This is a genomic window from Phreatobacter sp. (genome assembly GCF_027532945.1).
Taxonomy (GTDB): domain Bacteria; phylum Pseudomonadota; class Alphaproteobacteria; order Rhizobiales; family Phreatobacteraceae; genus Phreatobacter.
In genome coordinates, this window is sequence record NZ_JAPZTZ010000029.1 from 36939 (window position 1) to 62714 (window position 25776).

Consider the following 25776-nt stretch of genomic DNA (forward strand, 5'->3'; position numbering starts at 1 on the left):
GTCAGGCGGCCTCGGCCAGGGCGGGGCCGAAGATCACCGCATCGCGCAGGCGGTCGAGCGGCCGGCCGGAGCGGATGAGGTCGAGATACCAGGGCGCGTCGGCGGTTTCGCCGAAGAGGATGGCGCCGGCGAGCGCCCCGTCGCGCAGCACCAGCTTGCGATAGGTGCCAAGGCCGGGGTCGCGCCAGATCACGACCTCGTCGCCCTCACGCCCGAGGAAGTCGCCGGCCGAGAAGACCGGCACGCCGGAGACCTTGAGGTTGGTGGCGAGCACGGTGCCCTCATAGGCCGCGGGCCGTCCGGCGAGGTGGCGCGCCAGCGTCGCCGCCTGCTGGTAGGCCGGCTCGACCAGGCCGTAGCAGGTGCCCCGGTGCTCGGCACATTCGCCGATCGCATGGATGTCGGCATCGGAGGTGGTGAGACGGTCGTCGACGACGACGCCGCGGCCGTTGTCGAGGCCCGCCTCCCGCGCCAGCAGGGCATTGGGGCGGATGCCGACGGCCGAGACGACGATATCGCAGGCCAGCACCCGCCCATCGGTGAGGCGCAGGGCCTCGACGCAGCCATCGCCCTCCACCGCCGCGGTGTCGGCACCGAGCAGCACGGTGATGCCGCGGGTCTCCAGCGCCGCCTTGAGCAGGGCTGCGGCTTCCGCATCGAGCTGACGCTCCATCAGGCGATCCATCAGATGGACCAGGGTCACCTGCGTGCCGGTGGCGGCGAGGCCCCAGGCCGCCTCGATGCCGAGGAGGCCGCCGCCGATCACTACGGCGCGTGTTGCCGGACCGGCCGCCGCCAGCATGGCGCCGACATCCTGATGGTCGCGGAAGGCGACGACGCCGGGAAGGTCCATGCCGGGCTTGGACAGGCGGATCGGATCCGAGCCGGTGGCGAGGACGAGCTTCGCATAGGGCAGCCGGGCGCCATCCTCCAGCACCGCCTCCTTGCGGTCGCGGTCGATGGCGACAGCGCGCCGGCCATAGACGAGGGTGACGCCCTGCGCCTCCCACCATGAGCGTGGCTTCAGCTCGGTCTCGGCGCCGGTCATCTCGCCGGCGAGCACGGAGGAGAGCAGCACGCGATTATAGGCAAGGTGCGGCTCGGCCCCCACCACCAGCACCGCGTAGCGCCCGAGCGCGTGGCGACCCAGCTCCTCGACGAGGCGCGCCGCGGCCATGCCGTTGCCGATGATGACGAGCGGCTCGGACATGGCGCGCCCGTCAGGCCGCTTCGACGAAGGCGTGGCGCTCGTAGAGGAACTTCAGCACCGCCTCGCGCGCCTTGATGTAGGTGGGATTGGCCACCAGCTCGAGGCGCTTGCGCGGCCGCGGCAGGGTGACGTCGAGGATCTCGCCGATGGTCGCCGAGGGGCCGTTGGTCATCATGATGATCCGGTCGGAGAGGAGCACGGCCTCGTCGACGTCATGGGTGATCATGATCATGGTGTTCTTCAGCGTCGCGTGGATCTGCATGACCGAGTCCTGCAGATGGGCGCGGGTGAGCGCGTCGAGGGCGCCGAAGGGCTCGTCGAGCAGCAGGATCTTCGGCTCCATGGCCAGCGCCCGGGCGATGCCGACGCGCTGCTTCATGCCGCCGGAAATCTCGCCGGGGCGGCGATCCTTGGCATGGGCCATGTGGACGAGGTCGAGCTTGTGCATCGTCCATTCGTGGCGCTCTGCACGGCTCTTGGCGCCGCGGAAGACCTTGTCCACGGCCATGCGGACATTGTCGTAGACGGTGAGCCAGGGCAGCAGCGAGTGGTTCTGGAAGACCACGGCGCGCTCGGGGCCCGGCGCGTTGACCTCCTTGTTCTCGAGCAGCACGCCGCCGGAGGTCACCGGCGTCAGGCCGGCGATAATGTTGAGCAGCGTGGACTTGCCACAGCCGGAATGGCCGATGATCGCGACGAACTCGCCCTTGTCGATGCCGACATTGATGTTCGAGAGCACGTTGTTGGACGTGCCGCCGCGGGTGAAGGTCTTTTCGACGCCCTCGATGAGGAGATAGGGAACCTGCTTCATCGGTCGATCCTCAATTGGCAGCCGTGCCGCGGGTGACGATGGTCGCGAGCCCCGCAATCAGCCGGTCGAGGATGAAGCCGACGGAGCCGATATAGACGAGCGCGATGATGATGTCGGAGAGCTTGGAGGAGTTCCACGCGTCCCAGATGAAGAAGCCGATGCCGACGCCGCCGGTGAGCATCTCCGCCGCGACGATGGCGAGCCAGGCGAGGCCGACGCCGATCCTGAGGCCGGTGAAGATGTAGGGGGCCGCCGAGGGCAGCATGATCTTCCAGAAGAACTCGATCTGGTTGAGGCGCAGCACCGCCGCGACGTTGCGATAGTCCTGCGGGATGTTGCGAATGCCGACCGAGGTGTTGATGAGGATCGGCCAGATCGCGGTGATGAAGATCACGAAGATCGCGCTGGGATTGGCATCGCGGAAGGCGGCGAGCGAGATCGGCAGCCAGGCGAGCGGCGGCACGGTGCGCAGCACCTGGAAGATCGGGTCGAGGCCGCGCATGGCCCAGGTCGACTGTCCCACGATGGTGCCGACCGCGATGCCGACCAGGGCGGCGAGGCCATAGCCGATGGCGACCCGCTGCAGCGAGGTCAGCACGCGCCAGCCCAGCCCGATGTCCTGGCTGCCGTTGACGAAGAACGGGTCGAGGATGAGATCGCTGGCGTCGCGCCAGACCTGGCTCGGCGAGGGCAGCGTGGCACCCGGCTTGGCGCAGAGGATCTCCCAGACGAGGAGGATCACCGCCAGGGTCAGGAGCGGCGGGATCACCGCGGTGGCGACCGCCACGGCGCGGGTCTTCAGCCAGTCGAGGCCGGCGCTCTTGGGTTTCAACGTCAGGGCGATGACCTCGGCTTTCGGGGCCGGCGCGGGAGCGACCGGTTCTGCGGTGTCGACGGCTCTCAATGCGGGTCGGGACATCGGCTCTCTCGCGGGGCGGGGAAGGGACGGCCGCCCGGGCGGGCGGCCGTGCAGTCGGCATCGGATGCGGCAGGTCAGGTCCTGCGGGGCATCAGACCTGGGCGCGCTTGATCTTGAGGCCGCGCAGATAGGCCTGGGGATCGGCCGGATCGAACTTCACGCCGTCGAAGAAGGTCTCGACGCCGCGCGAGTCGGAGGTCGGCACGCCCGACACGCCGAGGGTCTTGGCCGCCTGCAGCCAGAGGTCCGAACGATTGGTCCTGTCGACCAGCGCCTTGATGTCGGTCGTCGGCTCGAACTTGCCCCAGCGGATGTTCTCGGTGACGAACCAGGTGTCGAGGCTCTTCCACGGGTAGGAGGCAGCGCCGCCCTCACCCCAGAACTTCATGCGCAGCGGCGAGTCGGACACGGTGCGGCCGTGGCCGTAGTTGATGTTGCCCTTGAGGCGGCCGTTGATGTCGTTGACGGGGACGTTGAACCACTGGCGGCGGCTGACGATCTGGGCCAGCTCCTCCTTGTTCTCCATCTTGTCGCACCACTGCTGCGCCTCCATCACCGCCATGAGGATGGCCTGGGTGGCGCGGGGATTGGCGTCGACCCAGTCGGCGCGCATGCCGAGGATCTTCTCGGGATGCTTGAACCAGAACTCGCCGGTGGTGATGGCGGTGTAGCCGATGGCCTGGTTGACGAGCTGCTCGTTCCACGGCTCGCCGACGCAGAAGCAGTCCATGTTGCCGACCTTCATGTTCGCCACCATCTGCGGCGGCGGCACGGTGATCACCTTGATGTCGGTGTCGGGGTCGATGCCGCCGGCGGCGAGCCAGTAGCGGATCCACAGGTCGTGGGTGCCGCCCGGGAAGGTCATCGCGGCGGTCAGCTCCTTGCCCTGCGCCTTCTTGCGCTCGAAGGCGGCCTTCAGAGGCGAGGAATCCTTCTGGATGTTCAGGTCCTTGTACTCGTTGGAGACCGAGATGGCCTGGCCGTCCTCGTTGAGGTTGAGGAGCGTGTACATCGGCAGCGGCTGGCCGTTCTGCATCACCTTGCCGGTGGAGTAGAGATGCGTCTTTGGCCGCAGGATGTGACCGCCGTCGATGCCGTTGGCCCTGGTGCCGAGGGCCATGTTGTCGCGCGTCGCGCCCCACGAGGCCTGGCGGGCAATGTCCATGTCGGGCACGCCGTGCTTGGCGTAGAAGCCCTTCTCCCTGGCGATGATGAGCGGCGCTGCGTCAGTCAGCGCGATGTAGCCGAGCTTGGTGCCCTTCACCTCGGGACCTGCCCCTTGCGCGAAGGCGCCTGACGGCAGTGCGGCCTTGGCGGCGGCGAGCAGCGCGGCGGTCGCGGCAGTGTCGCGCAGGAAGCTGCGGCGCGTCAGCCGGCGCGCGGCGGCGAGAGGAGCATCCGCGGTCGTGTCCCTGGAAGTCTTGCTCATGCGTCGGATCCCGGTTCGGCGCCTCGCGGCGCGGGTGGAGGTCTGGGCCGGTCGCATCGGGCGCCCGGCGGGCTGCACGGTCCCGGCTCGGCCGGGAATAAAAAAACCGCCAACAAAGGTCCGGGTGCGGCCTGCCCTGGCTGTGCGGGCTGCTCGTCGGACATTTGTCAGCGGCGTTGCTGAGCGGCCCAGCGTCGGGCCTCGCGACACCTCACGGCATCGCTTCAGAGATGAGTATTCAAGGCTTGTGCCAAGTGCCTCGGGCACGGCCGGCGGCCGCTTTCACTGGCTTTCCGCAGGGATCGCGGTGGTCGAGGCCCTGGGCATCAGACCGAATCGACGCCATTTGTCTGGCGTGCTGCCACAGGATTGTGCAGCGCACATACGCGTCAGGCGCGCAGCTTCGGCAGGCCCCGGTCATCGAAACGGGCGAGATAGCCAGCGAGGTCGGCGGGGTCGAAGGCCGGTTCGAGGATGCTGCCGATGGGATCGGCATCGGCCGGCGGCAGCGGGCCCGGCATGGCGGCGTCATAGATGTCGGTGCGGATGAGCGCCGCGATGCGGGCCGGGATGCCCGGATCGAAGCGCGTCTGGCCCCAGCGCACCATCTGGGCATAGAGCCAAGCGTAGCGGCCGGCATCGGGACGCACCGTGCCCGGCACGTCGTAGCGGATGAAGTCCGGAACCGAGCGCGAGGGCCCGCCGGGGGCGAAGACCAACCGCCCCTCGATGGTCCTGAGCACCAGTGGCGCCGAGACGCCGAGGTAATGCGGCGCGGAGAGGATCGCCGCCAGTTCGAGCGCATTGGCTGGATCGGCGCACCAGGCGGCGCCCTTCGCCGTCGCGGCTACGATGGCGCGCAGCGTATCGGGATCGCCGCCGGCCAGTATGTCGCCGATGACCAGCGTCTTCTCGGGGATGCGGGCAAAGAGGGCGGAGCTCGGGGTGAGGATGTGACCGGCGCCGCGATCCACCGCCACGGAGTTCCAGGGCGATCCCACGCAGAAGCCGTCGATCAGGCCCTTCTCCAGCGACCCCGCCATGAGCGGCGGCGGGATGACGACGAGCTGCACGTCGCGATCAGGATCGATGCCACCAGCGGCGAGATAGGCGCGCAAGATGTAATTGTGGGTGGAATAGGGGAAGGTCGAGGCGAAGACCGGCGGGTTGAGGCCTGCCTCCACCCGCCGGCGGATGGCGGCTGCGAAGAGCGGCAGTGCCGCAACTGGGTCATCCGGAAGGTCGCCAAGCTCCCGCACGAAGGCGGCGGAGAGGGTGATGGCGTTGCCATTGAGGGCGAGCGTCGCCGGAGCGATGAGCGGCACCGTGACATGGCCGATGCCGAGCGCGCTGGCGATGGCCAGCGGGGTCAGCATGTGGGCGGCGTCGAACAGGCCGATGGAGAGCTTGTCGCGGATATTGGCCCAGGAAACCTCGCGGACGAGGTCGAAGGCGAGGCCCTCTTCCTCGGCGAAGCCGCGCTCGTGGGCCGCGATCAGCGGTGCCGCGTCGGTGAGGGGGATGAAGCCGATGGTGATCCGTTTCATCCCAGCATCTCCAGACCGGTGACCACCGCCTGCGCGATCTCTCCCAGCTTCTTCTTCTCGTTCATGGCGCGCTTGCGCAGCAGGGCATAGGCCTCCTCCTCGGAGATGCCCTTGTGTTTCATCAGCAGACCCTTGGCGCGCTCGACCACCTTGCGCTCCTCAAGGGCCGATTTCGCCTGGTCGAGTTCGTTCTGCAGCCGCGCAAAGGCGTGGAAGCGGGCGACGCACATGTCGAGGATCGCCTTGACCCGCTCCTTCTTCAGGCCGTCCACCACATAGGCGGAGACGCCGGCCTCGATGGCCTTGTTGATCATGCCGGTGTCGGACTGGTCGACGAACATGGCGACCGGCCGCTTCACCAGCCGCGACACCTGGAAGAGCTGTTCCAGCACGTCGCGAGAGGGGTTCTCGAGGTCGATGACCACGACGTCCGGATCGGTGGCGTAGAGCCGGGCGAGCAGATTGGTCATCTCGCCGATATGGACGATGCGGGAATAGCCGGCGTCGCGCAGGCCCTCCTCGATGATCGCCGCGCGGGAGCGGCTTTCGTCGACGATGGCGATGGTCAGGCTCAGATCGTTGGGGATCGGGTCCGGCATGATGTGGGTCGAGGGTGCACTGCACTCGCCCCGGCTGCAAGCCCGCGGAGGCTTGCCGTCAATAGACGGCGCGGCCTCCGGAAATGTCGAAGACGGCGCCGGTGGAGAAGGCGCAATCCTCCGAGGACAGCCAGGCGATCATGGCCGCGGCCTCGTCGACCTGGAGAAAGCGGCTCATCGGGATCTTCGACAGCATGAAGTCGATATGCTCCTGCTTCATCTGGTCGAAGATCTCGGTACGGGCCGCCGCCGGCGTGATGCAGTTCACCAGGATGCCGGAGGTCGCGAGTTCCTTGCCGAGCGACTTGGTGAGGCCGATCAGGCCCGCCTTCGACGCCGAATAGTGGGAGGCGTTGGGGTTGCCGTCCTTGCCGGCGATGGAGGCGATGTTGACGATGCGGCCATAGCCCTTGGCCAGCATGACCGGCACGATGGCCCGGCAGGTCAGGAACGGCCCGACAAGGTTGACGTCGACGACCCGGCGCCAGACCTCCGGCGAGAGCTCCCAGGTCTTGCCGTTGCCGCCGGTGATGCCGGCATTGTTGACGAGGATGTCGATGCCGCCATGGGCTGCGACGGTTGCCTCGGTCGCCGCCTGCACCGATGCCTCGTCGGTGAGCTCCACGACATGGGTGCTGACCTTGGCGCCGGCGGCCAGCGTCGCCGCCGCCTCCTTCAGCCGGGCGGCGTCGATATCCCAGAGTGCCACGGCGGCACCGGAGTCGAGCATGCGGCGGGCGGCGGCATAGCCGATGCCACGGGCGCCGCCGGTGATGACAGCGGTGCGGCCGGTGAGATCAATGCGGTTCATGGGGTCGTTTCCTCAGGGCTGTTTTTGTCGTTGGGGTCGTCAGCGCGTCGCGACGATGAAGAGGCGGGGGAAGGCGAGCAGCACCTTGCCCTCCGCGTCGACGGGATAGTGCGGTGCGATCCGCGTGCGATAGGCGGAGAGATAGGCCTCGCGCTCCTCCGGCTGGAGGGCGGCGAGGAAGGGACGGAGCCCTGAGCCCTTGAACCACTCGACGATGCCGTCGAGCCCGTCGAGCGGGTGGTGGTAGACCGTGCGCCAGACGTCGACACGGGCAGCGTGGGGCTTCAGCAGCCGGTAGTACCAGGCGGCGCTGCCGAGCGCGGTGCGCGTGCCCGCCGCGGCTGCGAGCCGGCCGGCCCAGGGCCCGTCGGCGGCGGCGTCACGCATGCCCACATGGCTCGGCTCGTCGAGATTGTCCGGCATCTGCAGCGCGAGGCTTCCGCCCTCGGGCAGGAGGCCGAGGAGCCGCGGCAGGATCGTCTCGTGGCCAGGGACCCACTGGAAGACGGCGTTGGAATAAAGGATGTCGACGGGCGCTGTCGGCTCCGGCCGCCAGGTCGTGAGGTCGGCGACCTCGAAACGGATACCGCTCAGGCGGGCGCGGGCATTGGTGATCATGTCGGGGGAAGAATTGAGGCCGATGATCTCGGCTTGCGGAAAGGCCTCCAGCAGCAGTTCGGTGGTGTTGCCGGGCCCGCAGCCGAGGTCGACGACCCGCCGCGGCTGGCGCGTCGGCACAGCGGCCAGCAGGTCACGGGCGGGCCGCGTTCGTTCGTTCTCGAACTTCACATATTGCTTGGCCGACCAGTCCATGCACGCCTCCCGCGCGGTGCAGTCGATCACCGGTCGGGGCGCGTCGCAAGGCCGCGCGGGGTGGCCCCCTTCGTCACAGGCGCATGCCCGGAATGGCAAGGGGGTTGTCGGTGAGCGCCGTCCGGTCGGCCTGGTCGGGCCGCGCGATGCCGAGGAAGGCGTCGTGCAGCGCGCGGATCACCGCCGGATCCATGTCCTTGAGGATGAAGACGATGCGGGTGCGCGCGTCGCCGTCCGGCCAGGAATCGAGCACGGTGGTGGGGTGGAAGAGGTGCTGCGCGCCATGCACCACCACTGGCCGTTCCGGGAATTCGGCGATCTTCACCACGCCCTTCACCCGCAGGAGATGCGGCCCGTGGGCGCCGCGCAAGAGCTCGAGGAACATGTCGAAGGCGGCTGAGCCCATCGCCTGGTCGGTGGTGAGGACGAAGGCGCGGATGCCGTCGTCATGGCCGTGGGGCGCGGAATCGGCGCCGGTCAGCGCCTCCTCGTTGAGCCAGCGTGCGACGTCGGGGATCTTGGTGACGGGGTCGTGGAGGCCGGCGGCGAGGATGGCCTCGGTGGTCGCCTCGCCCTTGGCCGCATCGAGGCGGCGGGCGGCCGGGCTCAGCGCCGCGAGGCGCTCGAGTAGCGCGAGATAGGCGGGGCGGCGCGTCTCGTCGACCAGGTCGGTCTTGGTGATGACGATGCGGTCGGCCACGGCCGCCTGCCGCACCGCTTCCGGGTGGGCGTCGAGGGTCGCAAGGCCGTTCACCGCATCCACCACCGTGACAACGGCGTCGATCTTGTAGCGCAGCGCCAGATAGGGATGGGCCATCAGCGTGTGCAGGACGGGGATCGGGTCGGCGAGGCCGGTGGTCTCGATGACGACGCGGGCGAAAGGCTCGACGCGCCCATTGTCCACGGCGCGCAGGAGATCCTCGAGCGCAGCGACCAGATCGCCGCGCACGGTGCAGCAGACGCAGCCCGAGGACAGCATGACGATGCCCTCTTCCACCGTTCGGACCAGCAGGTGGTCGAGGCCGATCTCGCCGAACTCGTTGATGAGCACGGCGGTGTCGGCGAGGGCCGGATCGGCGAGCAGGCGGTTCAGGAGCGTCGTCTTGCCGGCGCCGAGGAAGCCGGTGAGCACGGTCACCGGCACGGGCGGTCGCGGGCGGCGGGGAGCGGGGTCAGCGGCCATCGGAGGCGGGCACCGGCGGGGTTTGCGGCTCGCGCCTCAGTTCCGCCAGCGAGGAGGCGACGAGGGCGGCGAGCACGAGGAGGCTGCCGATCATCTGGGCATAGGAGAGCGTTTCGCCAAGGACGAGGCCGGCAAAGAGGATGGCGACCACCGGTTCGAGGCAGAAGATCAGGCCGATCATCGCCGCCGGCGCGCGGCGTGCCGCCACCATCTGCAGGGCGAAGCCGGCGAGATAGCCGACCACCGTCAAGGCGCTCGGCAGCCAGGCGTTGGCGATCGCGCCCCAGCCGATGCCCCCGAGGAGGAGGGCAGCGGCCCCCGAGATCGGCATGATGACGATGTGCGACCAGAACATCATCGCCTGGGGGCCGACATGCCGGCCGGACCGCGAGGCCATGAAGAACTGCCAGGCGGCGAGCGTGCTGGCGAGCGCCGCGAGCAGGATGCCACGCGGGTCGATGTCGCCGAGCTTCGGGCCGATGGCGATGGCAAGGCCGGCAAAGGCCAGCGCGAAGACGAAGAAGCGGTGGAGGGTGAAGCGCCCGCCTTCGACGAAGGGGCTGGCGAGAAGGATGAGCAAGGGGAAGGTGTAGAAGATGATCGCCGCGACGCCGATCGGCACGAAGGAGACGGCGAAGAAATAGGCGAGGCCGACGCCGGCCGAGGCGATGCCGAGGCCGAGGATCGATGGCCGCCCGGCTGCCGGCAAGCGGAGCGCCGCCCGGCTCAGGGCCGCGACCACCGCCACCGCGCCGAGCATCAGGAAGACGCGCAGGAAGACGAGGTCGGCGGCCGAGACGCCCTGCTGGGTCGCCATGCGCGCATAGACGATGTTGATGCCATAGGCCGTCGCCGAGGCGAGGGCCGCCGCAATGCCGATGCCGACGGAGCTGCGGATCACGGCTGGGCGGCGGGCCGCTGCGGACGCTGGGCCGGGCGGGGAGTCTGGCGGTTGGCGTTGGCGGCGCGGTTCTGGCGCGTGGCCGGAGCGGCGCGCTGCGCGGGACGCGGCGGAGCGGTGGCGGGGCGCTCGGGCGGCAGCGCGCCGTTGAGCATCATCGGTGCTCCTGTCGGCGCAATGGCGCCATGGCGGACCGGTATCGCGGCCGCAGGGGCAGCGCCGCCGCGGATGGCTCCCGCTGCGGGCGCGATGGCTGCGGCGGGGGGCGTGGGGGCCACTGTGACATTGGCCGGGGCGGCAGCGGGCAGCGTCACCGCCCGGTTGCCGGCCGAGGCAAGGGCTGGACCGGCAGGGGGCGTTGCCGGCGCGCGGCTGCCGATGAAGACCGGCACCGGGTCCGTGCTCGGGCGGTAGGGGCCGAGCAGCGACACGACGGCCCCTGGCATGGCAGCGAGCGCCGTCGGACGCGTGCCGGGACGGGCGGTGCGGCTCTGCTGCTGCGCCATCATCTGCGCATAGGAGAGATTGCCTGGGTCGGCGGTGTGGGCCGCGGCGACCGGCTCGGCGTCGAGCTCCTCGCCCGCTTCGATATAGACGGGGCCGCGCGGACCACGGCGGCGGCAGGTCTGGTCGCGGATATCAGGCGGACCGGAGGAGAGGTCATTGGCGATGCCATCGAGGCCAATTCCCGAACCGCCGGAGACGAAATGGCGCTCGAACAGGCCGGCCGCCGTCTCCGCCCGGCCGCGGGCCGAGGTGGCGCCCAGCACGACGACGATGAGCTGGCGGCCGCCGCGCGTGGCCGTCGCGACGACGTTGAAGCCGGAGGCGCAGGTGAAGCCGGTCTTGAACCCGTCGGCGCCCTGGTAGCGGCCGATCAGGTGGTTCGGGTTGCGCATGACGCGGTTGCCGTAGCGGATCGCCGGAATGCGCCAGAGCTGCGCCTGTTCGGGGAATTCCCGCATCATGGCGCGGGCGAGCAGGGCCATGTCACGGGCGGTGGTCTGCTGGCCGGCGCCGGGTAGGCCGTTCGGGTTGATGAAGCGGGTGCCGCTCATGCCGAGCCGCTGGGCTTCGGCATTCATCATGCCGGCGAAGGCCTCGACCGAGCCGCCGACGCCCTCGGCGATGGTCACCGACACATCGTTGGCCGACTTGACCATGATCATCTTCAGGGCGTTGTCGAGGGTCACCACCGTGCCCGGCCGGAAGCCCATCTTGGACGGTGCGGAGCGGAAGGCGCGCTGCGAGACGACGAGGCCGGTATCCAGCGACAGGCGACCGGCGCGCACCTGACGGAGCGCCACATAGGTGGTCATCATCTTGGTGAGCGAGGCCGGCAGCCAGGGGGTACCGCCGCGATCGGATTGCAGGACCTGGCCCGAGGCCACGTCGACGACAATGGTCGGCCCGACCTGCTGGGCCGCGGCCGGGGCGAGACCGGCGATGAGGGCGAGCGCGCCGGCGAGGACAGGAATTCTGATCCGCAATGGCTTGGGCCTTCTGGCACGGGCGGCGCAACCGACCCTGTTTATCCGCTTCTTGCGGCTTTCGCCAAGGGAGAAGCGGGGGTCAGATCGGGGTCTCTGTGAAACGGGACGAAGGCGGCCAAAGCGTGACGGCGGGCCGGCCTCGCAACCGCGTCGCGCCTGCCATGCGCCGGACGGAGGATGGCGCGGGTTCGGCCCGGTCCTTATTGTGTAACGACACGTCGTCCCCTTCCGCTCCGCTCCCCTCACGAGGATCGCCGCCATGACCGCCTGCATCGTCGGCTGGGCCCACACGCCCTTCGGAAAGCTCGAGACCGAGACCGTCGAGAGCCTCATCATCCGCGTCGCCAACGAGGCCATGGACAATGCCGGGATCAGCCCGGATGAGGTCGACGAGATCCTGCTCGGCCATTTCAACGCCGGCTTCTCGCCGCAGGACTTCACCGCCTCGCTGGTGCTGCAGGCCGATCCGCGGCTGCGCTTCAAGCCGGCGACGCGCGTCGAGAATGCCTGCGCCACCGGGTCGGCCGCCGTTCACCAGGCGGTGCGCGCGGTGAAGGCAGGCGATGCCCGGGTCGTACTCGTCGTCGGCGTGGAACAGATGACCAAGACGCCGGGCCCGGAAATCGGCAAGAACCTCTTGCGCGCCTCCTACCTGCCGGAGGATGGCGACACGCCCGCGGGCTTTGCCGGCGTCTTCGGCAAGATCGCCCATAACTACTTCCAGCGTTGGGGCGACCAGTCCGATGCGCTCGCCATGATCGCGGCGAAGAACCACAAGAACGGCGTCGAAAACCCCTATGCGCAGATGCGCAAGGATTTCGGCTACGAGTTCTGCCGCACCGAGAGCGAGAAGAACCCCTTCGTCGCGGGCCCTCTGAAGCGGACGGACTGCTCGCTCGTCTCCGACGGCGCGGCGGCCCTGGTCATCACCGACACCGCGACGGCGCTCAGGATGAAGAAGGCGGTCGCCTTCCGCGGCCATGCCCATGTGCAAGACTTCCTGCCCATGTCGAAGCGCGACATCCTGAAGTTCGAGGGCTGCAGCCAGGCCTGGGGCAAGGCACTGGCCGAGGCCGGCATCGGCCTCACCGACCTCTCCTTCGTCGAGACTCACGACTGCTTCACCGTGGCCGAACTCATCGAATATGAGGCGATGGGCCTCGTGCCGGAGGGGCAGGGCGCCCGCGCCATCCTCGAGGGATGGACGCAGAAGGATGGCAAGCTGCCGGTGAACCCCTCAGGCGGCCTGAAGGCGAAGGGCCATCCGATCGGCGCCACCGGCGTGTCGATGCATGTGCTATCGGCCATGCAGCTGATGGGCGAGGCCGGCGGCATCCAGGTGAAGGATGCGAAGCTCGCCGGCATCTTCAACATGGGCGGCGCCGCGGTGGCGAACTACGTCAGCGTGCTCGAGCGCCTGCGCTGAGGGCGCTCTTCGGGCCGATGAGCGGCGGCGGACTTGCCGCCATTGAAGACGGCGCGCCATAGTCATCCCAAGAGCTCCGGGCGGCGGTCCCCGCCGCACCGGGCCGATCCGGGAGGACGACCATGGTCATGACGCGCGTCGCGCGGCTCATCGCCGCCGCCATTCTGTTGCCGCTGCTCGCACTGACCGCCGTGGCGGCGGACTATCCCGAGCCGAAGCGCGGCACCTTTGTCGCCCGCGACTTCCGCTTCCACACCGGTGAGATGCTGCCGGAGGTGAAGCTCAGCTACCTCACCATCGGCAATCCGTCCGGCGAGCCGGTCCTCGTACTCCACGGCACGGCGGGTTCGGCGGCCAGCATGGTCAATCCGGGCTTTGCCGGCGAGCTCTTCGGGCCGGGCCAGCCGCTGGATGCGACGAAGTATTTCATCATCATCCCCGACGCGATCGGTGCGGGGCAGTCGTCGAAGCCCTCCGACGGGATGCGGGCCGCCTTCCCGCGCTACAATTACGACGACATGGTCGCCGGCCATCACCGGCTGCTGACCGAGGGCCTCGGCATCCGCCGGGTGCGGCTGATCATCGGCAATTCCATGGGCGGCATGCATGCCTGGGTCTGGGGCGTCACCCATCCCGACTTCATGGACGCGCTGGTGCCCATGGCCTCGCAGCCGACCGAGATGTCGAGCCGCAACTGGATGATGCGGCGGCTGATCATCGACTCGGTGCGCAACGATCCCGACTGGAACAACGGCAATTATACGTCTCAGCCGAGGGCGCTGCGCGTCGCCAATGTCTTCTATGGCATCGCCACCAATGGCGGTACGCTCGCCTACCAGGAGATGGCGCCGACCCGCGAGGCCGCCGACAAGCTGCTCGACGGGCGCCTCTCTGCGCCGTTCACGGCAGATGCCAACGACTTCATGTACCAGTGGGATTCCTCGCGCGACTACAATCCGGCGCCGCGGCTCGACCGCATCCGCGTCCGTGTGCTTGCCATCAACTCCGCCGATGACGAGCGCAATCCGCCGGAGACGGGGATCATGGACCGCGAGCTGAAGCGCATTGCGCATGCGCGGCTGCTGCTCATCCCGGCGAGCGCCGCGACGCGCGGCCATGGCACGACCGGCATGGCGCGGTTCTGGAAGACGGAACTCGGCGCGTTCCTGGCGACGGTGCCCCGCCGGGGGTCGTGAGGCTTTAGCCGAACTCGCTCGCGCTGGGCACCGCCGGCACGCCCGGCCCCGATACCGCTCTCGCCGCCAGGACGGCGCGGATCACCGCCGCCGCCATGACCTGCGCGGCGATGGCGCCGAGCGCCATCATGTTGCCGGTGACGCCGCTCTTGCCCGTCGCGACGCAGAACAGCGTGTCGCCGTCCCACATCGTGTGGATGGGGTCGATGGTGCGGGCGAGGCCGTCATGGGCCTGCTGGGCGATCTTCTGCGCCTGGGCCTTGGTCAGCTGCGCATCGGTCGCGACGATGCCGATGGTGGTCGCCATCCCCGGCTGGAGAGCGGGCGGAAGCTCGCCGCGCAGGATCGCCTGGGTGAGGCCGAGGCGGCGGCGGCCATCCTCGGTGCGGGTGCCGGCGATCACCTCGCCGGAGCGCGGGTCGATGACGTCGCCGACCGCATTGACCGCCACCAGCGCGCCGACCGTCACCTTGCCGACCTTCACTGATGCCGTGCCGATGCCGCCCTTCATGGCGCGGGCGAGGCCATAGGCCTTGCCGACGGTCGCCCCTGCTCCGGCGCCGACCGAGCCCTCGGCGGGTGCCTCGGTGGTTGCGGCGGCGCAAGCCCTGTAGCCGGCCTCCGCGTCCGGGCGGATGCGGTGGTCGCCCATGCCGAGGTCGAAGAGGATGGCGGCCGGCACGATGGGCACACGCGCCGGTCCTGCCGGAAAGCCGATGCCCTTCTCCTCGAGAAAGCGCACTGCGCCGGTCGCGGCCTCGAGGCCGAAGGCGCTTCCCCCCGCCAGCATGATGGCGTGGACGCGGTCAACGAGGTTGGTGGGGTTGAGGAGGTCGGTCTCGCGCGTACCGGGGGCGGCGCCGCGCACATCGACGCCGGCCGTCGCCCCCTCCTCGGTGATCAGGACCGTGCATCCGGTGGGGCGGCGCGGATCGGTGAAGTGCCCGACCTTCACGCCGGCGACGTCGGTGATGGCGCCGCCGAGCGGCGGGGGTCTTCCGCCCTGGGCCTGGGCCGAGGCGGGCGTTGTCAGGGCCGAGAGCGCTCCCAGGCCGAAAAGAGCTGCGGTTGCGTCGCGCCGGTCCATGATCGCCTCCGTGGTGCGTATCGACGGAGGCTAGACCGGTCACCGGAGGAGGTGAAGACGTGTTGTCACGCCCCCTTGGGCCGGAAGGCCACGCAATGGGCCGGGTTCGTCTCCAGGCGCGGACCCTCGATCAGGTCGATGCAATAGGGGATGGCGGGCATTACCGCGTCGAGGCACTCGCGGATGGAGGAGGGCTTTCCGGGCAGGTTGACGATGAGCGAGCGGCCACGGATGCCGGCGGTCTGTCGCGACAGGATGGCGGTCGGCACGACCTTGAGGCTGACCTGCCGCATCAGCTCGCCGAAGCCCGGCATCATCTTCTGGCAGACTGCTTCCGTCGCTTCGGGCGTCACGTCGCGGATCGCCGGGCCGGTGCCGCCAGTGGTGAGGATCAGCGGACAGTGTTCCTGGTCGGCCAGCTCGATCAGCGCCGCCTCGATCACCGCCTGCTCGTCGGGGATGACGCGCGGCACGGCGTGCCAGGGGCTCGCGAGGAGGTCGGTGAGGGCGGCGACGATGCCGGGGCCGCCCTTGTCCTCATAGAGGCCGCGGCTAGCGCGATCGGAGACGGTGACGACCCCGATGGGGATGGAGGTGCTGGTCATGCATCCTCCCTAGCGCCGGCGCCCGGCATTCTCAATGCGGCGCGGCGGCCTCGTGATCCTCCCGGGTGAGGATCATGTCCACATGGGGCACATCGGCGCCACGGGCGGCGCTGGCCTTCACGCTCTCGCCAGTGCGGCGGAAGCCGAGCTTCTCCTGCACCCTGAGTGAGGCCGGATTGTCGGCAAAGGCGCCGGCCTCCAGCCGCTGGATCTCCGGGTCGCGGAAGGCGAGGGCGATCATTGCCCTGACAGCCTCGGTGGCGAAACCCTTGCCCCAGAAGGGCTTGCCGAACCACCAGCCGATGGTCGCCGTGTCATCCTGCCGGGAAAAGCTGACGAAGCCGACGAGGGCGTGCGGCTCCTTGGCCCGCGCCACGGCGAGAGCGAGCGAATCGCCTGTGAGGTTCGAGGCCAGCACGTCGCCGATGAAGGCGGAGGCATGGGCCTCGGTGTAGGGATGCGGCACGACCGCCAGCATCCGGGCGACATCCTTGTCGCCGGCGAGGCGAGCGAGGCGCGGCACGTCGTCGAACGTCGGCTGGCGCAGCACCAGCCGCCGCGTCGTCAGCGGCACATGGGGCAGGAAGGGTCCCGTCATGGGGTTCACCTGCGAACCCCGCCGGCTGTGCCGGCGGGGGGCTGCGGGACGAGGCTCACGCCGGGCAGCACGCGATGACCTTCGGCGCCGAGCGCCTCAGGATCGGGTCGCGCCAGGCCTTCAGGCTCGCCCAGAGCGTGCGCTCCAGGCGGAACTTGTCGACCGGCACCGAACTCGCCAGCAGGCGCGAGCGGGTGAGGCCTGCGCCGACCCACTGGAAGCCGCAGCGCTCGATGACCCGCCGCGACGCCGGATTGACGACGCGGGCGCGGGCGGCAACCGCCTCGGCGGCGCGATCCGTGAACAGGTGGTCGACGACGGCCCGGGCGGCCTCCGTCGCATAGCCGCGGCCCCAATGGGCGGTGCCGAGCCAGTAACCGATTTCGGGATCGCCTGTGTCGGGCATCACGAAGCCCGTCGCACCGATGGGCGCGCCGTTGGCCTTGAGGGTGATGAGAAGGGGATGGTCCTGGGAGGTCCAGGCGTTGGCGATCCAGTTTTCCGCGTCTTTCGCCGCATAGGGGTGCGGGAGATTGGCCGTCATCTCGGCAATCCGTCGGTCATTGGCCAGCGCCACGACCGCCGGGACGTCCTCGAAACGCGGCACACGGAGAACGAGCCGCTCCGTCTCGAGGACGGGCATACAGCTCTCGCGCAGATCGCCGCCGAGGCGGCCTTCCAGTTCGGTTTCCAGGGCAGTCATGGCAGGTTCCTTCCCTTGCCTGTCAGCGGGCCTGGAACCATTTCCAGGACCGAAGAAGAAGGGGCGCCCGGCTGTCTCGCCTGGCGCCCCTCGATCTTCGATCCGCGATCATGGGGCAGCCTGGCGAACTCGCCGGCGGCCCCGATGTCGGTGCCGCCTGTTACTCGGCGGCGGCAATCATCGGAACAACCGACACGTAGGTACGGTCATTCGCTTTCGTTCGGAACTCTACGCGGCCGTCGACGGTCGCGAAGAGCGTGTGATCCTTGCCAAGCCCGACATTGGTGCCGGGATGGAACTTCGTCCCGCGCTGACGCACGAGGATGTTGCCCGAAACGACCTGCTGGCCGCCGAACCGCTTCACACCGAGACGCTGGGCGTTCGAGTCGCGACCGTTACGCGACGAGCCGCCTGCCTTTTTGTGAGCCATGATGAGCTCCCGATTCCGTTGGTCTTATAAGACGTGTTGTGCAGAGAGATGGCAAGAGCGTGGCGATGAGCCGCGCTTACTTGTCTTCCCCGGATTCCAGCTCGGCCTTGTCGACCTTGGCGCGCGGCGGCTTGCCCGCCAGCAGCTCCTTGGCCTGCTCGACCCATTCCTCGCGCGTGGCGCGGCCACGGAGCGCGAGCTCCTTGTCCTTCGCCTCGATGTCGGCCTCGCTCCAGGAGGCGATCTGCTCCCAGGAGGTGATGCCGGCGGCGCGCAGCTTCTTCTCGATCGTCGGGCCGATGCCGGCGATCAGCGACAGGTTGGACGAGTCCATCTTGCCGGTCGGGGCGGCGGCCGCCTGGGCGACCTCGGCCTTGGCGGCCTTGCCCTCGGCCTTGTCGGCCTTCGGAGCAGCGGCCTTCGACGGCTTGGCGCCGCCGGTGAGGATCTCGGCGATGCGCACGATGGTCAGGTCCTGGCGGTGACCCTTCTTGCGCTTCGAATTCTGGCGGCGGCGCTTGCGGAACGAGATGGTCTTCGGGCCGCGGGCCTGCTTCACGACCTCGGCGGCCACGGAGGCGCCGGCCACGAAGGGGGAGCCGATGGTGATGCCGGCGTCGCCGCCGACCACGAGCACCTCGGGGAACACCACCGTCTCGCCGGCCGCGGCCTCGAGCTTCTCGATGGTGATCGTGTCGGCGGCGGCAACCTTGTATTGCTTGCCGCCAGTCTTGATGACTGCGTACATGTTTTCGGTCCTTGTCGACGATGCCTGGCGGGTCCGGAGGCGTGAGCCTCAAGCCTTGGCCGGCCGTCTTCTTGTTTGGTCTTGCCGCCGGCGGACCGGCGGTTGTCGGTGATTGTCCCGAACCGCCATCGGAACCCAAAGGTCCGCGACATGCGGGAGCGGGACGCGGCTCAATGATGGAAAAGGCGGCGCGAGTCAAGGCAAACCCACGACGCGCCGCCATTTTTCGCGGGTTGGGGGCCTCACGCCTCCCGTCGGCGCTACCCGGGCAAAACGCGCACATCGCGCGGACCTTCGAGCGCGGTCGCGCACCTCCCCAGCGCGAAATTCCACGCCTGCGCCCACGCCGCGCTTGAATGCGCCCGCTCGTTCCGCTATGTGCCGCTTCGCTTCAACTCGGGCGTTGCGCTTGCCGCATCGCCTTGCGACCGCGGAGAGGTGGCTGAGTGGTTGAAAGCACCGCACTCGAAATGCGGCATACGGGCAACCGTATCGGGGGTTCGAATCCCTCCCTCTCCGCCAATCCCATCTGAAATCGCTGGTAAAATTTCGCTGTTGGGTGGCTTACCCTAACGGCTGCCCTAACGCGCCGCCGTCATGGATCTTTCCGAAACTCGGCTTGGCTCGCGTGGGCCGATCAGCGTGACGTCGAACTTCTGTGAGACGTTTGCCACGCAAGATCGAGCGGTGGGCTGCGGCGTCTTTACACCGGGAATCTCCGTCCGCTTCTGGGCCGAGGCTGTGTGAAAACCTGCGCTGTGATGTCATTCGACAGCTGGTTCGGAGGTGCCAGATTGAACCGCCCCGCGTTCGCTTCTCGATCAGGAACGGCGCAAAGGACGCCCATTCCGCATCGTTTATCAGCCCGCGAACCACCGCTGGCCTCCGCAAAGAGCAGCGTTGAATCAGACATCAGGCGATTTGGGCGTTCCGTTTGTCCACACGACCTAGTTGTCCCCTAGCCGGACCCGGCTCGGGGAGCCGATGACAACCCGCCATTATGCGCGGCCGTTCGTCGAGTGGCTGGATCTTGCCGGGCTCGACCTTACGCTCTTCGGCACGCACAGACTGCGACGCACGATGGTCGCCTTGATCTACAAGAGGACCGGCAATCTGTGGGCCTGCCTGCTTTTGCGTGGACATGCCAAGCGGGAGACGACGACACGCTACCTGTGAGTGGAGCTCGACACGTTGTAGCTATCCAGAAAAGTCGATCTGTGACGGCCTGGCGGTGCTTCACTGCTGAATCTGCAGCCAAATCCGTCAAACTGGGCAGGAAATTGACCCTGTTCACGCTTGCGCAGTTGCTTCGGCATTGTCATTTTTGGAGCGCGGGTCGAAATTGCCGATGCTAGCCCATCCCTGACAACTCCATCTGGCGCGATGGAGCAGCGCCTTGAATGGTCCCGAGTGCCGTCTCCAGGCCTCGGAGCCTCCAACCATGGCGCCTCCTTGACAGGGCGCCTCTGCACCGAGGATCGAGCACCGATGCGGACGGAAATCGACACGCTCGTCGCGGGCACGGCGCCGTGGAGCCTCCGCGCCATAGGGCTGTCGAAGAGCTACAAGGTCTACCGGCAACCATCGGACCTTTTGAGCGAGATCATAACCGGAAGGCCCAGCCACGATCTAAAGCATGCGCTGCAAGATGTAAGCTTCACGATTGCGCCCGGCGAGGTGGTTGGCGTAATCGGGCCAAACGGGGCGGGTAAAAGCACATTGCTCAAAATAGTAGCCGGCACACTGGCGCCTACCGCCGGCATACTGGACATTCGAGGCAAAATCTCGGCCATTCTTGAACTCGGCACCGGCTTCCACCCCGAATACACAGGTCACGACAACATCTATCTCGGTGGGTTGTGCATGGGTATGTCACGCGAGCAGATCGACCAGAAACATGACTGGATCGTGAAATTCGCTGAACTCGGGCCTGCGATCCATCAGCCGTTCAAGACGTATTCGAGCGGCATGCAAGCGCGCTTAACCTTCGCCACGGCGATCAGCGTCGAGCCAGAGATCCTCATTATCGACGAGGCTCTGGCGGCGGGCGATGCCTACTTCGTCGCGAAATGCGGTCACCGTATCCGCCAGCTCTGCGAGAGCGGCGCAACCGTTCTGTTCGTCAGCCACTCGACGTACCAGATTGCCGCTCTGTGCCAACGGGCCATCTGGATCGAGGACGGGCGCGTGCGCGAGATCGGAAGCGCGGTGGACGTGTGCCGCCATTACGACTACGCGGTGCACGAGCGCATCTCGGGCGGCGAGGGCAGTATGGTCGCTGTGCAGGCGACGGCGACCGGCAGCGCCTTCGACGCTCCCGCCGAGCAGGGGAACGCGCCTGCCATCGCGATACCTGACGTCTCAACCGACGAGGATCCGATGCGCGAGGATCCGTCTTTCGCGACAGCGCGCAGGCTGGAGGGCGAGCTTGAGGTTATCGGCCTCGAGACCGTCCATGCCGAAATCTATCGCCGAGGCCCTTCGCGCATCACCTCGGTTCGGCTGCTCGACGCGGAAGGCCGAGCATTCTCCCGACTGAGGACATGGGACGAGGCACAGCTCGTGGTCGCGTATGAGTATCAACAACCGGCGACCGCGGAGGAACCGACGCTCGGCTTGTCGATAGCCATCAATAGACGCCATGACCTGCTCTCGGTCGCTATGTTCTCCATGGTCAATCCGGTCACCGATGAAGGCCTGGTTGGCTATGAGGAGGTCGAATGGCGCCGTCGCGCGTTTGGGCGCGGCGTCCTCGTGGCGAGATTTCCGCATATCGAGCTTCTGGAGGGAGAGTACCTGCTCTCACTCGGGATCCAGCACAACGTGCCCAGCACCAGCGACTTCCACGAATACCATCACATGCGTTACGTGCTCCGCGTTGGACGCAACGGTTACCCGAGCGGGTCGATTTTTCACCCTCTTGTCGAATGGCGCCACTTTCCGCGCTGAGATTGATGCCATGGTGGCGAACGTTATGGTCGGATTGCCCAGCGATACTCCGAGTCGTTCCGACCGAGGGGACCCGACCGATGAGGCCGCCGCCCGCCCCGAGCCGGTGCTGGGCGCGCCCGAGGCAAGCACGCACGAGAACTGCCAGGTGTTGATGTCCGATCCATCTCCGGAACTGGGCCCTCCGCCCTTCGAGACGACCGATAGGGACCGCTATTGGATCGAGCAGCTCAATCATTTGCAGGCCAACATGATGACAGTGATGGAGGCCAGCAACGCCAACCTTGTCGGCCTGATCGAAACGAACGCCAAGGAGATGCTGACGCTCATCTCCAAGTTAGATGTCGACACGCGCAACCAATCGTCGCTCATCGACCTCCAAATCCAAACGCTGCAAAAAAATGTAGAGGCGGCCAACGCGGTCGCGCGGCAATCCATCGCTGAGGGAACATCGGCACGCTCCGAGGCGCAGCTCATGGGCGCGTCTATGCTGGAACTGATTGGTCAGAACTTCCACAACCTGAGCCAGGTCATGGGCGAACGACTCAGGGACTTATCCCAAGAGTTCGATGTCCGTGAGCAGCGCATCCTTGAGACGTTGATGACCCAACGGCTCCATGCGCCACCGCGCCACTCACCGGACGCGGGAGCAACGCCAAATCCGCAGCCGCGTCAGCCGATCCCGCTGGAGAATGCCTTCGCGCTGCTGCGGGAGCTCGCGCCACTCAATTTCGATGCCTACAGGTCCTGCTTGGCCGAGGGGACGCGCAGCTACGAGGGCCTGCCATCGGAAAGCTGCAGCACCGAACGACATCCTCAAGGGCGTCAGTTCGCCGGTTTCCTTCGGCCCTATCTCGCGGGCCACGTACTGGATATTGGGTGCGGACCGCAGACAGTGCCCAGCTACCTCGCTCATTGGCCCACGAACCAGATCGCAGGCGTCGACCCCATCTCATCAGCCGAAGATCACCCATTTCTGTTCGTACCGGGCGTTGGCGAGTTTCTGCCCTTCGATGACGGGAGCTTCCAGACGGTTGTATCGGGCACAACGCTCGACCACTATTACTTGCTCGATGTCGGGCTCCGGGAAGCGTTCCGTGTGCTGGCACCCGGAGGCTACTTCGTCGCCTGGATCACCGAGTTCGAGGGCGCGCCCCCCTATGATCCGTACTTGCGCGAGATGGAGCCTTACGACTCCGAGCATATGTACCATATCGACCGCCGCTGGTTCCTCCCATTGATGCAGCAGACGGGCTTTGAGGTCGCCGAGGTGATCGCCTTCCACCAGCCGTTCCGATACCTGTTCATGAGCTTCCAAAAGCCGCCGGGTGTCCGGCACAGTCAAGCCGCTTGCGAATGATCCCGGAGGCTGACCTGGGGTCCGCAGATGCCGCATCATCTGACTGGCCTGAACGGTTCCGTTCGCACATGGGCCGACCGCCGCGGGTGCTTCATGTCGGGAACATCGGCAATTATGCTTGGGTCAATGCAAAACTGATGCGCGCACGCGGCGTGGACTGCGTCATACTCGACCCCGACTTCTACCATGTCGCGTCGGCCCCCGAATGGCTTGAAGCCGAGATATCTGGCGATCCGGGCGACCTGTTCTACCCAGATTGGCGGGCGGCGGGCGCGCGCGGATTCAGCCGGCCGGAATGGTTCATCAACGGACCGGGGCCGTTCGTCCTGCGAGAGCTGGCCGCCAGGGAGGCAGGGCGAAAGGTTGCGAGGGCCCGCTATGCCGTGCTGTCCGCGCTCTACAGGCGAGGCCTTGCGTCAGCCAAAGGTAGGCGCTCTCGCTTTCGTGCCCTGATGGAGTCCGATGGGCAGGCCCTCCGTCTGGCGAAGGCGATGGCGAGGCGGTTGGCGCTGGGCGGCGCCGCGTCGCGGATGGCGCCCGCGATCCACAGTGAGGCCTTCCCGAGCGAGCCGGAGATGCTGCCCTCTAGTGTCCCTCGCGAGATCATTGGCAAGGCTTTGGCAGGCTTCGACGTGGTGCTGGGCTACGCGCTCGGCGCTCGATTCGCCCATGGCGTCAACCATCCGCGCTATGCGTCGCTCGAACTTGGGACCTTGCGGGGGCTCCCCTTCGAGGACACGCCGCTCGGTGTTCTGGCAGCGGGGCTATACCGCCAATCGCCGGGCGTGTTTGTCACCAATGTCGACTGCCTCGCCGCCGCGGCACGCCTTGGTATCCCCGAGGAGCGGATCACTGCCATACCGCACCCCTTCGAGCTGTCGGCGGCATTGGCGGCGGCGACGGCACATCCGGTGGCCACCGAAGGACGACCTCTGCTTCTGTGCCCCGCCCGGCACCACTGGACCAAGGGCAACGCCAGTTGGCGGAAAGGCAATGACGTGCTGATCCGCGGAGCCGCACTAGCTGCCGAGCGAGGCGCGGACTTCCGGCTCGTTTTTGTCGAATGGGGAGAGGATGTAAATGCGAGCCGCGAGTTGATCGCCGAGCTCGGGCTCTCTGGACGGACGCGCTGGGTACCGACATTGCCGCGACGAAGGCTGTGGGCTCTCATGCTGGAAGCGACCTGCGTACTCGACCAGTTCGACGCCTCGGCTTTTGGAGGGCTTGCTCTCGAAGGCATGGCGCTCGGCAGACGTGTCGTGACACGCCTCGATCAGGCTCCGCCAGCAGCCTTCTTCTCCATGACGCCACCTCTGCTGGCGGCGGCCACACCCGAGGAACTGGCCGCCCGAATCCTTCAGATCTTGAGGGACCCAGGTGACGCCGAGGGCATCGGGCGTCGCGGCATGGAATGGATGGAGCGTGAGCACGGCGAGGACCGTCAGCTCGCGCTCCAGTTCGCGGCCTTCGAGCGTCTGCTGGCGGCCTCCGGTGCGTCCTCATGACGGCCTTGCCAAACCCGATTGTCGATGGATCCCGGCTGCGCATCCTGCATCTGCCTGTGGACCTCGGCGGCCATCCTGCTGCCCTGGCAAGGGCGCAGCGCGCGCTTGGTCATGATGCAGTCGCTGCAAACCTTGCTTGGTCGCCTTTCGGCTTCCATGGGGACATCAACCATGCCGTCGAGCCGGGGAAACCTTGCCGCCTCGTGCGTCGCGAGCTCGGCCGCGTGGCTCTTCTGGCGCGTGCGTTCCGGGCCGACGTGATCCACGCGCACTTTGGCCAGACACTCTTCTCCCTCCGCCCCTTCCCCATCACCGATCCGTCGCGGCACGGCCTCGTCGAACGAGCAACAGTCGCGGCGGCACGGGCGCTGTGGATGGGGGACCTGGCGCTCTGGCGCCGGATGGGGAAAGCCCTTGCCATGACCTTCTACGGCGACGACGTCCGCCTCGTGAGCGGCGCGGTGGAGCGCAATCCCTGGAGCCATCTTGGCCTTCCCGAAATAGCGCGGGCCTACGAGGAGCGTGACCCGTGGAAAAGGTTGCTCGGGGACAAGTTGGGCCGGGCCGGAGTCACGCTTTTCGCCGTCAATCCGGACCTTCTCGATACCTTGCCCGCCGGTGCAGAATTCCTTCCCTACGCCCATGTCGACCTTGGCCGTGAAGCGCTGGACGCCCTCGCATCCACTTTGCGAACCGAGCGCGAGCTGCGACTCCTGCACTTACCGAGCGACCGGGCAGTTAAGGGCACGGAAATCATCGTCTCGATCGTGGACCGCTTGCGGGCGGAGGGAGTCGCCTGCCGTCTGACCGTGGTCGAGAACCTCAAGCGCGATGAGGTGCCTGCCCTTTTCGCCCGGCATGACGCGCTGATCGATCAGTTGCGCGTTGGTTGGTATGGCGGAGTCGCGGTCGAGGCGATGGCCGCTTGCCGGCCCGCCCTCGCTCACATCGCGCCGCGCGACCTGCAGCACATACCGCACCAGATGGCGGCCGATCTTCCGGTAATCGCGGTGACAGCCGACACTCTTGCCGCCAAAATCCGTGAGCTCGCTGCGCTCGATTCCGCCGCGTTCCGCTCTCTGGGCCTGCGCTCACGAGCCTTCGCGCAGCACTGGCACGCGCCGGAAGCCGCGGCTCGGCGTACCATCGCAGCCTATCGGTCGCAGCTCGGATAGCACCTCGTATTTGATGAGACGGGCGCTGGCGCGAAGCGCGCCAGGGTCGGCCGTCAGACCAGAATGCGGGGTTGAACAGCAGTTGCTGGCGGCCGTGCGGTCCGCAACGTCGGACACCAATGCACCACCGGATGTACCGATGAAGGATGCGCATCACGCCGGCCATGGCCGCAATAGCCAGTCTTTGATCACTCATCTACGGACCGGGCATCGTGGTTCCCTTCGCGCAAACTTGCTAATGAAGGACTCACGAACTGCTCAAAAAGCCGGAGAGACGG

General features: G+C 67.5%; 24 protein-coding genes and 1 tRNA gene. 8 read left to right on the plus strand and 17 right to left on the minus strand.

Annotation, left to right across the window (positions count from 1 at the left end; translation table 11 throughout):
* Window position 1: 1 nt before the first annotated feature.
* From O9344_RS18360 to O9344_RS18410, 11 genes are all read right to left on the minus strand, one after another.
* Entirely contained in the window at window positions 2-1210 is a 1209-nt protein-coding gene (locus tag O9344_RS18360; RefSeq protein WP_298480793.1) for an FAD-dependent oxidoreductase, read from the minus strand.
* Between the two features lie 10 nt (window positions 1211-1220).
* On the minus strand, window positions 1221-2021 hold the full coding sequence (locus O9344_RS18365; protein ID WP_298480795.1) for an ABC transporter ATP-binding protein: 801 nt from the start codon (window positions 2019-2021) through the stop codon (window positions 1221-1223).
* A 10-nt stretch (window positions 2022-2031) separates the two neighbouring features.
* Window positions 2032-2940 carry a nitrate ABC transporter permease gene (gene ntrB, locus O9344_RS18370; RefSeq protein ID WP_298480797.1) on the minus strand — a complete coding sequence of 303 codons (909 nt, stop codon included), beginning with the start codon at window positions 2938-2940 and terminating at the stop codon, window positions 2032-2034.
* A gap of 91 nt (window positions 2941-3031) precedes the next feature.
* The gene (locus tag O9344_RS18375) at window positions 3032-4369 is read right to left on the minus strand and encodes a CmpA/NrtA family ABC transporter substrate-binding protein (RefSeq protein ID WP_298480799.1); all 1338 of its coding nucleotides are present in this window, start codon (window positions 4367-4369) and stop codon (window positions 3032-3034) included.
* Between the two features lie 389 nt (window positions 4370-4758).
* Window positions 4759-5916, minus strand: coding sequence for a CmpA/NrtA family ABC transporter substrate-binding protein (locus tag O9344_RS18380; protein ID WP_298480801.1), 1158 nt, complete (start codon window positions 5914-5916; stop codon window positions 4759-4761).
* Entirely contained in the window at window positions 5913-6515 is a 603-nt protein-coding gene (locus O9344_RS18385) for an ANTAR domain-containing protein (protein ID WP_298480803.1), read from the minus strand. Before O9344_RS18385 ends, O9344_RS18380 begins: the two co-directional genes overlap by 4 nt.
* 58 nt (window positions 6516-6573) lie before the next feature.
* The gene (locus O9344_RS18390; protein ID WP_298480804.1) at window positions 6574-7326 is read right to left on the minus strand and encodes an SDR family NAD(P)-dependent oxidoreductase; all 753 of its coding nucleotides are present in this window, start codon (window positions 7324-7326) and stop codon (window positions 6574-6576) included.
* Between the two features lie 39 nt (window positions 7327-7365).
* Complete coding sequence (gene tam, locus O9344_RS18395) at window positions 7366-8139, minus strand: trans-aconitate 2-methyltransferase (protein WP_298480807.1); 774 nt, start codon at window positions 8137-8139, stop codon at window positions 7366-7368.
* A gap of 73 nt (window positions 8140-8212) precedes the next feature.
* Entirely contained in the window at window positions 8213-9322 is a 1110-nt protein-coding gene (locus O9344_RS18400; protein WP_298480809.1) for a GTP-binding protein, read from the minus strand.
* Complete coding sequence (locus O9344_RS18405) at window positions 9312-10223, minus strand: EamA family transporter (protein ID WP_298480811.1); 912 nt, start codon at window positions 10221-10223, stop codon at window positions 9312-9314. Before O9344_RS18405 ends, O9344_RS18400 begins: the two co-directional genes overlap by 11 nt.
* A complete protein-coding gene (locus tag O9344_RS18410) occupies window positions 10220-11713 on the minus strand; it encodes a D-alanyl-D-alanine carboxypeptidase family protein (protein WP_298480813.1) in 1494 nt (497 codons plus the stop codon). Before O9344_RS18410 ends, O9344_RS18405 begins: the two co-directional genes overlap by 4 nt.
* A 262-nt stretch (window positions 11714-11975) precedes the next feature.
* Here O9344_RS18410 and O9344_RS18415 point away from each other — a divergent pair, with 262 nt between their 5' ends.
* A complete protein-coding gene (locus O9344_RS18415) occupies window positions 11976-13142 on the plus strand; it encodes an acetyl-CoA acetyltransferase (protein WP_298480815.1) in 1167 nt (388 codons plus the stop codon).
* Between the two features lie 128 nt (window positions 13143-13270).
* The gene (locus O9344_RS18420) at window positions 13271-14338 is read left to right on the plus strand and encodes an alpha/beta fold hydrolase (protein WP_298480960.1); all 1068 of its coding nucleotides are present in this window, start codon (window positions 13271-13273) and stop codon (window positions 14336-14338) included.
* Between the two features lie 4 nt (window positions 14339-14342).
* Here the strand turns inward: O9344_RS18420 and O9344_RS18425 are convergent, their stop codons facing one another.
* The 6 genes from O9344_RS18425 to O9344_RS18450 form a co-directional block, all read right to left on the minus strand.
* Window positions 14343-15425 carry a P1 family peptidase gene (locus tag O9344_RS18425; RefSeq protein ID WP_298480817.1) on the minus strand — a complete coding sequence of 361 codons (1083 nt, stop codon included), beginning with the start codon at window positions 15423-15425 and terminating at the stop codon, window positions 14343-14345.
* Between the two features lie 65 nt (window positions 15426-15490).
* The gene (mog, locus tag O9344_RS18430) at window positions 15491-16030 is read right to left on the minus strand and encodes a molybdopterin adenylyltransferase (protein ID WP_298480819.1); all 540 of its coding nucleotides are present in this window, start codon (window positions 16028-16030) and stop codon (window positions 15491-15493) included.
* A 31-nt stretch (window positions 16031-16061) separates the two neighbouring features.
* Window positions 16062-16628: a GNAT family N-acetyltransferase gene (locus O9344_RS18435; protein WP_298480821.1), complete on the minus strand. Its 567-nt coding sequence runs from the start codon at window positions 16626-16628 to the stop codon at window positions 16062-16064.
* A 55-nt stretch (window positions 16629-16683) separates the two neighbouring features.
* Window positions 16684-17331, minus strand: a complete 648-nt coding sequence (locus tag O9344_RS18440; RefSeq protein WP_298480823.1) for a GNAT family N-acetyltransferase — start codon at window positions 17329-17331, stop codon at window positions 16684-16686.
* A 160-nt stretch (window positions 17332-17491) separates the two neighbouring features.
* A complete protein-coding gene (rpmA, locus tag O9344_RS18445; protein ID WP_298480825.1) occupies window positions 17492-17761 on the minus strand; it encodes a 50S ribosomal protein L27 in 270 nt (89 codons plus the stop codon).
* A 76-nt stretch (window positions 17762-17837) separates the two neighbouring features.
* Window positions 17838-18509, minus strand: a complete 672-nt coding sequence (locus O9344_RS18450) for a 50S ribosomal protein L21 (RefSeq protein WP_298480828.1) — start codon at window positions 18507-18509, stop codon at window positions 17838-17840.
* Between the two features lie 432 nt (window positions 18510-18941).
* Here O9344_RS18450 and O9344_RS18455 point away from each other — a divergent pair.
* The 6 genes from O9344_RS18455 (at window position 18942) to O9344_RS18480 (ending at window position 25498) form a co-directional block, all read left to right on the plus strand.
* Window positions 18942-19031: transfer RNA gene (locus O9344_RS18455), tRNA-Ser, on the plus strand.
* A 462-nt stretch (window positions 19032-19493) separates the two neighbouring features.
* Window positions 19494-19685 (plus strand): hypothetical protein, encoded by a 192-nt coding sequence (locus O9344_RS18460; RefSeq protein WP_298480830.1) that lies wholly within the window; start codon window positions 19494-19496, stop codon window positions 19683-19685.
* A 312-nt stretch (window positions 19686-19997) separates the two neighbouring features.
* On the plus strand, window positions 19998-21458 hold the full coding sequence (locus O9344_RS18465) for an ABC transporter ATP-binding protein (protein WP_298480832.1): 1461 nt from the start codon (window positions 19998-20000) through the stop codon (window positions 21456-21458).
* 10 nt (window positions 21459-21468) lie between these two features.
* Window positions 21469-22818 (plus strand): class I SAM-dependent methyltransferase, encoded by a 1350-nt coding sequence (locus O9344_RS18470; RefSeq protein ID WP_298480834.1) that lies wholly within the window; start codon window positions 21469-21471, stop codon window positions 22816-22818.
* A gap of 68 nt (window positions 22819-22886) precedes the next feature.
* Complete coding sequence (locus O9344_RS18475) at window positions 22887-24323, plus strand: glycosyltransferase family 4 protein (RefSeq protein ID WP_298480837.1); 1437 nt, start codon at window positions 22887-22889, stop codon at window positions 24321-24323.
* Window positions 24320-25498 (plus strand): hypothetical protein, encoded by a 1179-nt coding sequence (locus tag O9344_RS18480; RefSeq protein ID WP_298480838.1) that lies wholly within the window; start codon window positions 24320-24322, stop codon window positions 25496-25498. The genes O9344_RS18475 and O9344_RS18480 overlap by 4 nt, the downstream gene beginning before the upstream one ends.
* Window positions 25499-25776 lie beyond the last annotated feature (278 nt).

Bases quoted from the DNA above. Each gene is read 5' to 3' on its own strand.
- O9344_RS18470 (WP_298480834.1), top strand. From the start codon at position 21,469: ATGGTGGCGAACGTTATGGTCGGATTGCCCAGCGATACTCCGAGTCGT.
- O9344_RS18420 (WP_298480960.1), top strand. From the start codon at position 13,271: ATGACGCGCGTCGCGCGGCTCATCGCCGCCGCCATTCTGTTGCCGCTG.
- O9344_RS18385 (WP_298480803.1), bottom strand. From the start codon at position 6,515: ATGCCGGACCCGATCCCCAACGATCTGAGCCTGACCATCGCCATCGTC.
- O9344_RS18435 (WP_298480821.1), bottom strand. From the start codon at position 16,628: ATGACGGGACCCTTCCTGCCCCATGTGCCGCTGACGACGCGGCGGCTG.
- ntrB (WP_298480797.1), bottom strand. From the start codon at position 2,940: ATGTCCCGACCCGCATTGAGAGCCGTCGACACCGCAGAACCGGTCGCT.
- O9344_RS18480 (WP_298480838.1), top strand. From the start codon at position 24,320: ATGACGGCCTTGCCAAACCCGATTGTCGATGGATCCCGGCTGCGCATC.
- O9344_RS18390 (WP_298480804.1), bottom strand. From the start codon at position 7,326: ATGAACCGCATTGATCTCACCGGCCGCACCGCTGTCATCACCGGCGGC.
- mog (WP_298480819.1), bottom strand. From the start codon at position 16,030: ATGACCAGCACCTCCATCCCCATCGGGGTCGTCACCGTCTCCGATCGC.
- O9344_RS18460 (WP_298480830.1), top strand. From the start codon at position 19,494: ATGACAACCCGCCATTATGCGCGGCCGTTCGTCGAGTGGCTGGATCTT.
- tam (WP_298480807.1), bottom strand. From the start codon at position 8,139: ATGGACTGGTCGGCCAAGCAATATGTGAAGTTCGAGAACGAACGAACG.
- O9344_RS18475 (WP_298480837.1), top strand. From the start codon at position 22,887: ATGGGCCGACCGCCGCGGGTGCTTCATGTCGGGAACATCGGCAATTAT.
- O9344_RS18425 (WP_298480817.1), bottom strand. From the start codon at position 15,425: ATGGACCGGCGCGACGCAACCGCAGCTCTTTTCGGCCTGGGAGCGCTC.
- O9344_RS18440 (WP_298480823.1), bottom strand. From the start codon at position 17,331: ATGACTGCCCTGGAAACCGAACTGGAAGGCCGCCTCGGCGGCGATCTG.
- rpmA (WP_298480825.1), bottom strand. From the start codon at position 17,761: ATGGCTCACAAAAAGGCAGGCGGCTCGTCGCGTAACGGTCGCGACTCG.
- O9344_RS18375 (WP_298480799.1), bottom strand. From the start codon at position 4,369: ATGAGCAAGACTTCCAGGGACACGACCGCGGATGCTCCTCTCGCCGCC.
- O9344_RS18400 (WP_298480809.1), bottom strand. From the start codon at position 9,322: ATGGCCGCTGACCCCGCTCCCCGCCGCCCGCGACCGCCCGTGCCGGTG.
- O9344_RS18415 (WP_298480815.1), top strand. From the start codon at position 11,976: ATGACCGCCTGCATCGTCGGCTGGGCCCACACGCCCTTCGGAAAGCTC.
- O9344_RS18360 (WP_298480793.1), bottom strand. From the start codon at position 1,210: ATGTCCGAGCCGCTCGTCATCATCGGCAACGGCATGGCCGCGGCGCGC.
- O9344_RS18450 (WP_298480828.1), bottom strand. From the start codon at position 18,509: ATGTACGCAGTCATCAAGACTGGCGGCAAGCAATACAAGGTTGCCGCC.
- O9344_RS18465 (WP_298480832.1), top strand. From the start codon at position 19,998: ATGCGGACGGAAATCGACACGCTCGTCGCGGGCACGGCGCCGTGGAGC.
- O9344_RS18380 (WP_298480801.1), bottom strand. From the start codon at position 5,916: ATGAAACGGATCACCATCGGCTTCATCCCCCTCACCGACGCGGCACCG.
- O9344_RS18365 (WP_298480795.1), bottom strand. From the start codon at position 2,021: ATGAAGCAGGTTCCCTATCTCCTCATCGAGGGCGTCGAAAAGACCTTC.